Source organism: Acidimicrobiales bacterium (assembly GCA_035546775.1).
Taxonomy (GTDB): Bacteria; Actinomycetota; Acidimicrobiia; order Acidimicrobiales; family JACCXE01; genus JACCXE01.
The window spans coordinates 1-6,772 of record DASZWD010000022.1; the positions used below are offsets into that span (position 1 = coordinate 1).

At 67.4% G+C, this 6,772-nt stretch carries 9 protein-coding genes; 7 read left to right on the forward strand and 2 right to left on the reverse strand.

Translation table 11 applies throughout. From position 1 onward, the window contains the following. The 4 genes from VHC63_04855 to VHC63_04870 form a co-directional block, all read left to right on the forward strand. A partial coding sequence (locus VHC63_04855) for an FHIPEP family type III secretion protein (protein HVV35912.1) occupies positions 1 to 1,038 on the forward strand: 1,038 nt, incomplete at its 5' end. Then, entirely contained in the window at positions 1,016 to 1,837 is an 822-nt protein-coding gene (locus tag VHC63_04860; protein ID HVV35913.1) for a hypothetical protein, read from the forward strand. The genes VHC63_04855 and VHC63_04860, both read left to right, overlap by 23 nt. Next, entirely contained in the window at positions 1,834 to 2,100 is a 267-nt protein-coding gene (locus tag VHC63_04865) for a hypothetical protein (GenBank protein HVV35914.1), read from the forward strand. The genes VHC63_04860 and VHC63_04865 overlap by 4 nt, the downstream gene beginning before the upstream one ends. A gap of 133 nt (positions 2,101 to 2,233) precedes the next feature. Beyond that, positions 2,234 to 3,112: a sigma-70 family RNA polymerase sigma factor gene (locus VHC63_04870; GenBank protein HVV35915.1), complete on the forward strand. Its 879-nt coding sequence runs from the start codon at positions 2,234 to 2,236 to the stop codon at positions 3,110 to 3,112. Positions 3,113 to 3,239: 127 nt separating this feature from the next. Here the strand turns inward: VHC63_04870 and VHC63_04875 are convergent, their stop codons facing one another. Continuing rightward, positions 3,240 to 3,710, reverse strand: a complete 471-nt coding sequence (locus VHC63_04875; protein ID HVV35916.1) for a hypothetical protein — start codon at positions 3,708 to 3,710, stop codon at positions 3,240 to 3,242. Between the two features lie 39 nt (positions 3,711 to 3,749). Then, entirely contained in the window at positions 3,750 to 4,418 is a 669-nt protein-coding gene (locus VHC63_04880; GenBank protein HVV35917.1) for a hypothetical protein, read from the reverse strand. 265 nt (positions 4,419 to 4,683) lie between these two features. On the opposite strand from VHC63_04880, the gene VHC63_04885 reads away from it, so the two are divergent. The 3 genes from VHC63_04885 (at position 4,684) to VHC63_04895 (ending at position 6,729) form a co-directional block, all read left to right on the forward strand. Next, on the forward strand, positions 4,684 to 5,250 hold the full coding sequence (locus VHC63_04885) for a hypothetical protein (GenBank protein HVV35918.1): 567 nt from the start codon (positions 4,684 to 4,686) through the stop codon (positions 5,248 to 5,250). Positions 5,251 to 5,339: 89 nt separating this feature from the next. Further along, positions 5,340 to 6,269 carry a DUF559 domain-containing protein gene (locus VHC63_04890; protein ID HVV35919.1) on the forward strand — a complete coding sequence of 310 codons (930 nt, stop codon included), beginning with the start codon at positions 5,340 to 5,342 and terminating at the stop codon, positions 6,267 to 6,269. A 94-nt stretch (positions 6,270 to 6,363) separates the two neighbouring features. Further along, complete coding sequence (locus VHC63_04895; GenBank protein HVV35920.1) at positions 6,364 to 6,729, forward strand: YciI family protein; 366 nt, start codon at positions 6,364 to 6,366, stop codon at positions 6,727 to 6,729. Positions 6,730 to 6,772: the final 43 nt, after the last annotated feature.

Sequence of the window (6,772 nt, forward strand, 5' to 3'; positions counted from 1 at the left end):
CTGCGGGTCGAGCCCCTCGAGCTCGAACTCGCCACCGACCTGCTCGACCTCGTCGACAACACGCGGGGCGGCATGCTGCTCGAGCGGGTGCGCAAGCTGCGCCGCCAGATCGCCCTCGACCTCGGCCTCGTCGTGCCGCTGGTGCGGACCCGTGACAACCCGCTGCTCAGCCCGTCGACCTACATCATCCGCGTCCACGGCGTCGAAGCCGGCCGCGGCGAGGCGCCGCCAGGGTGCGTGCTCGTCCTCGACGACGGCTTCATCACCGAAGGCATGAGCGGGCGCCCGACGACCGAGCCGGTGTTCGGCCTGCCGGCGATGTGGATGCCCGCCGAGCTCGCCGACAGCCTCGAAGCCAGCGGCGCCACCGTCGTGGACCGTGGGTCGGTGCTCGTCACCCACCTCGCCGAAGTCGTGCGCTCCCGCGCCGCCGATCTGCTGTCGCGCCAGGACGTGCAGACCCTCGTCGACGCCGTCAAGGAGATCGCCCCGACGCTGGCGGCCGAAGTCGGCGGCGCCGACGGCCTCTCGATCGCGGAAGTGCAAAAGGTGCTGCGCGGCCTGCTCGCCGAGGGCGTGCCGATCCGCGACCTCGTCGCCATCCTCGAAGCGATCACGGCGACGGCGCGCGCGACCCGCGACCCCGAGCACCTGCTCGAAGCGGCCCGTCAGAACATCGGGCCCGCCATCTGCGAACGGGTGGCCACCGACGGCACCCTCGCGGTGGTCACCCTCGAGCCGCTGCTCGAGCACGCCCTGCTCGAAGCGGTGCAGATCGGCGAGAACGGCTCGTTCCTCGCCATCGACCCGCTGCGCACCGAGGGCCTCATCGCCGGCATCAGCGAGGCGATGAACAGCGCCGAGGCCACGGGGCGCCATCCGGTGCTCGTGTGCGCCCAGCAGTTGCGCCCGTCCATCCACCGTCTCGCCCAGGCGAGCCGGCCCGACCTACCCGTTCTTTCGTATGCGGAACTCAGCCGCAACCTGACCATTGAACCGATTGGAGTGGTGAACCTTGTCCAACACGCAGCAGTTTGAGGGAGCGACCATCGAGGCGGCGCTCGCTGAAGCGGCGCGCGTGCTCGGCCCCAACGTGCAGGTGGCCGAAGCCCGCAAGGTCCGTTCGGGCGGCGTCGCCGGATTCTTCGCCCAGGAGCGCTACGAGGTCGACGCCTTCGTCGCCGAAGGCGCCACCCGGGCCAGCAAGCCCAAGTCGATGGACGAGGCGTTCGACTCGCTCCTCGCCGAAGCCGAGGGCCGCGACCTCGTCGCCGCCGCGACGACCAAGCCGGCGCCCGCCGACAACGCGTGGGCGAAGTCGCTGAACGACTTCCTCTCCGAGGACGAGCCGGCGGTCATCCCGCCCGCACCGCTGCCCACCGCGCCGGCGGCTCCGGCGGCTCCGGCGCCCTTGCCCGCCGCGGCGGTTGCTCCGGCGCCGACCGGCAAGCACTACGCCAAGCTGGCGCCCGAGGCGACCGAGGAGGCCCGCGTCAAGCGCGCCCGCGTCGCCGGCGGCGAGCCCGTGTGGTCGACCGACAACCTGCTCGCCCTCGGCGTGCCGCAGAAGATCTGCGACCACATCGACACGGTGTGGCCGACCACCGATGGCGAGTGGACCAACGCCCTCGAGCAGGCGATCCGTAAGTTCTCGCCCAGCCCGGCGCGCAGCACCGACATCATGTGCACGCTCGGCCAGGGCCGTAAGTCGGCCATCCCGATCCTCCAGGCGTCGATGATCGGCATCCCGCCGGGGATCATCTACATCGACGGCGTCGAGCTCGTCGCCACCCCGAATGAGCTGGCGCTCGCCGTGCGCTCGCTGCTGCCCCGATGATCCGGCGCCTGTTGGCCGCCGTTGGGATCCTGTGTCTCGTGCCGATCGGGCGTGGGCTGCTGATGGGCAGCCTGACGGTTTTCACCGCGGCGCAGCGGGCGATGGTGCTCATCACCATCATCTGGCTGCTCGAACGCTTCGTCGTGCCGTTGATCGTTGCCGTCGCGTTCCACGACGGGCCGGGCCACGGCGCCCTGCAGGCCGCGGGTGCGGCCAACGCGTCCGCCGTTGTGCCGAATCCGGACGTGACTACGGCCGAGTAGTCCCCTCCGCCGTTCGGCGTAGTTCCAAAGTCCCTTCTAATGGGCCGTTGGTCGGATTGTGGCCAGCCGTTGATCCGCCGATTGGGTCCCGTCGGGCACCGAGACCAGGTGCCCTCAAGGCGGGAGACAAACGATGGCGGACAAGCAAGAAGCAAACCGGCTGATTGAGGAATACCTGCCACTGGTGGGCCATGTGGTCAACCAGGTGGCGGTGCAGTTCCCCCGCCACGTCGACCTCGGCGAACTCACCTCGGCCGGCACCGTCGGCCTCGTCGAAGCGGCCTACCGCTACGAAGAGGGCCGCGGCGTTCCGTTCCGGCACTTCGCCGGTCACCGCATCCGCGGCGCCATCCTCGACTTCGTCCGCAAGATGGACTGGGCTCCGCGCTCGGTGCGTGAAGACGCCCGCCGCGTCGAGAAGGCCCGCACGGAGATGGCCGGCGCCAGCGGCGGCCTGCCCTCCAACGAGGCGCTCTCGGAAGTTCTCGGCATCAGCAGCAACGAGCTGCACAACATCGAGGCCCGCGCCTCGCGTGCGCTGCTGCTCTCGCTCGACGCTCCCGTCGGCGACGGCCTCGGCGAGGAGTTCGGCATGTCCGACTCCCTGTGCGACAACACGCTCGTCGACCCGTCCGAGGCGCTCGAGATTCGTGAAATGCACGGCTACCTGCGCGACGCCGTTGCCGCCCTGCCGCCGAAGCACTCGATCGTCGTGCAGAAGACCTACCTCGAAGACGTGCCGGCGCAGGAAGTCGCCGACGAACTCGGCATCTCCGTGTCGCGCATCTCCCAGCTGCGCACCGAGGCGCTCGAGATGCTGCGTGACGGCATCGCCGCTCAGTTCACCGGCAACGACGACGCCGAGGAAGACGCGGCGGCCTGCCGCGGCCGCGTCGCCCGTCGCAAGGCGTCCTACGCCGCCGCCATCGCCACCCGCTCGGCGTGGCGCGACCGGCTCGCCGCCACCGCCGTCGCCGACGAAACCCCCGCCCGCGCCGCCAATTACGCGTAAGCCCTCGCCTCGCAGGCGACAAACGTTCGCTCGCTTTTGCCGCAGCGTCGTCGATCTCGCCGTGAACGGCGTCTTGGCTTGCTTGGCTGTGGTTAGAACGGCCTGCAGATCTCGGTGTGTGCGCTCGCTAACTCGCCGGAGCGACTGGGCGGTCGGCGCTGAGTTCCGGCGCGTCGCTACGTCCGTGAAAGCCTGCGACATACAGGTGTGCGTGCCCGTCCGGTCCGATAATGACGATTGCACGGTTTGGCGTCTTTGGGTCGTTCGGGCCGCCGGGAGTAGGAATCTGCAGCTGTCCGTCAAGGAAACACGCCGATACTGGCGTCGTCTGCACCATTTGGTCGGCGAACGCCGGTTCGGCGTGGCCAAAGCCTGCAGGCAATTTGGACTGGTGCCAACGCTCTATCTCTCCGATTGTCACCGTGTACGCGGCGACGAGCGAGGTGTTCTGGTAGTCATCGCGGGAATTGCAAGCTGAAATGGCGCCGGAGTCGCCTGTGACTGTCGCGGGTGCGGCTGTGTTTTGCGCCGCGGCGTTGACCTTTGTTGGCTGACTTCCGCATGCGCTTGCCGGAACTGCGACGCAGACTGCAGCCACGACTCCTAAGGAACGTACGAATCTCATGTTGCCTCCTGCTCAGCAAGTTGCGTTTTCCGCCGCGTGGAAGTGGGTGGGGCTGTTCCAGCCTCCGCACAATTCGTCCTCGGTCGTCGTGGGTTCCTGTAAGAGGATGCCATCCTGACCAGACCAGTCGTACCACGGGCCGGCGTGGTTGAACTTCAGCGAGTAGAAGCCCGTCTGCCCGATGACGATACCGCCGCTGAAGGACTCCAGTCCCGCTTGGACACTATGGCCCGCGTACTGAAGGAAGATTGGCCAGTCCCAAATTTTGGTGATATCGACGTAGAACTGCCACGAGTTGCCGGTGCCACTGCGGATTATTTGGAAGGTGTGCTGCGCATACCCGTGAGGGCCGTTCGATGTGATGAACGTAAAGAAGCCGTTTGCCATGTAGGCCGAGAACCAGTACTTGCAGCTCGAGGACTTGTGAAGGGTCCCCATCACAATCCAGTTGTATGGGTCGAAGTTGACGAACTGGTTCTGGGCCACAAGGTTGCCAGTGAAGTTGCCGTTGCAGATCGGGTTGCCGGCGGCGATGTTGATGTCGTATCGCTGGACGCTGACGCCGGTGTTATCGAGGCCGTTGCCACTCTCCCACCCGTACGCGTATGTGTCACCGATGTAGGTAGGTCCACGCATTTCTCTGTGGTTCTCGATACATTTCGCGGCGGCCGAGCGCTCCATCAACTCGACCCATTGCCCAATAAGGGCGAACCCTCGCTCCAAGAACGAGACGAGGACTGCCAGCGTTCAGACGAAGTGCCGGCGCAACCACGATCGACCCCGCGCGGTATCGCGTTCTGAGGCGGGTGTGCGCGTTCCGGCCGCACTCCGATGGCACGCGCCGAGCAGGGCGGTCGCGGTTTCCGACCGTCCGGCGTGCCTCCGGGGCGAGCCAGTCGCCCCTGCGGCCTTGGGGTGTTCAGGGTTACCGCGTTAAGAATCCCGCATGCCTCGTCGGCCGGTGCCTGGGATCTTCTGTCTCGAAGGTTTGTGGTCGCCGCGGCTGACTGATCAGGCGAGCGTCAAGCCGTTGCTGGAGTTGCTCGAAGAGCACAAGAAGGTCCGCTTCTTGCACTGGCGCATCTCGTCGATCCCCGAGCTCGAGTCGACGGTGTCGAAGTGGCCGCAGCGCCAGTACGAACGGTTCTCGCTCGGCTACTTCGGCTTCCACGGCGTACCCGGTCGGCTCCTCATCGGCCGGCGCTACATCACCCTCGACCAGATGGGCGCCGTTCTCGCCGGCCAGTGCACCGGTAAGACGCTGTACTTCGGTTCGTGCGGCGTCCTCGGTGTGAAGGCGACCGAGGTCGAGCAATTCCGTCGCCGCACCAAGGCGCGCTGCGTCATCGGGTTCAAGGAGCAGGACGTCGACTGGATGGTGTCGGCCGCCTTCGACCTCGTCCTCTTCGACGCCCTCACCCATTACCAGCGCATGGACGCGGTCGAGCGCTACATGAAGCGAAACCAGCCGGCGCTCGTGAAGCAACTCGGATTTCGGATGTTTTACGGCTGACCCCACCTTCTTCTCAGAGTTGTGCCGGCCTGAGACGGACAACTCTCAGAAGAACGGTCGGTGTTACACCCCCTCGCCATTCTTGGGCCGTGCGAAGAGCACCCGACTACGCAGGCCTCGCCGAGTTGGCGATCGACCAGGACCACGTCGCGACGCGAGCGCAGCTCTCGAAGCTGGGCTTCAGCGACGAGCGAATCGCCACGATGATCGGCCACCGGCACTGGGTGCAGCTCCAGCGCGGCGTCTACCTGCTGTCGCCGGGACCTGCGACGTGGCGTCAAGTCGCGCGCGCCGCGCAGCTGGCCGGCGGCGACGTCGTCGCGCTCGACGCGGGCAGCGCCTTGACCTGGTGGGGCGTGGACGGGCCCGAGGACGACCGCGTCGAACTCGTTGTCGCCGGACCTGCCGGCGGACCCGCACCGCGGGGCGTGGTGATACATCACCCGTCGCGGCCGATTTCCGTCCGCGTGCGCGACGGCGTGCGCGTCGTCGCGATCGAGGACGCGTTGCTCGGTTTCGCGGCGTCGTCGCGCAACCGTCGCCAAGTCGAGGTTGCGGTCGAGTCGGCGCTGCTCTCACGCCGCACGACGGAGCGCAAGATCTGGCAGACGATCGGCCGCAACTCGCGCCGCGGTGTGCGGGGCGTGGCGCTGCTGCGGTTCGTGATGGATCACCGTCCGAACGGCAAGCCGAGTCGGAGTGTCCTTGAACTCGAACTGGTCGACCTCATCCGCGCCAGCGATCTGCCGCTGCCGCAGCGCAACGTCGAGGTGGTCGACGGCAACGGCGAGCGACGCGAGATCGACTTGTGCTACCTCGCACAAAAGGGCGCCATCGAGGCCGACAGCCGGAGGTGGCACTCCACCGCGTCTCAGCAGGCCAGCGACCGACGGCGCCAGGCCGCGCTCGAGGCCGTCGGTTTCGCCTTCGTCCGCGTCACGTGGACCGACATCTTTGAGCGCCCAGAATGGGTGATCGATCAGATTCGCGAGCTTCTTCTCAGAGTTGTGGCCGCGTAGGCCGGAAAAACCTCAGAAGAAGCCGCGGGGCGGGTGTCCTCTGGGTCCGACCCCGCTCGTAGGGATAGAAACAATCCCGAGGAGGACCCCCCAAATGACCCAGTACCTGATGTCCGTGTGGCACGCCCCGATGACGGAGGCCGAGACGAAGGCCTACGAGGCCACCGGCGCGTTCGAGGACACCGGCAAGTTCAACGACAAGCTGATCGAGACCGGCCACTTCGTGTTCGCCGGCGGCCTGCACACGCCCGACTCGGCCACCGTCGTGCGGGCGACGGGCGACGGTGACGTCGTGGTCACCGACGGCCCGTTCGCCGAGGTCAAGGAGAACCTCGGCGGCTTCTGGATCATCGAAGCCGCCGACCTCGACGAGGCGCTGGCGCTGGCCAAGGAAGCCACCGTCGCCTGCCGCCAGCCCGTCGAGATCCGCCCGTTCCAGGACGGGCCGCCCGCCGAGTGATCGAGGAGGTCTTCCGCGCCGAGTTCGGCGCCGCGGTCGCAAC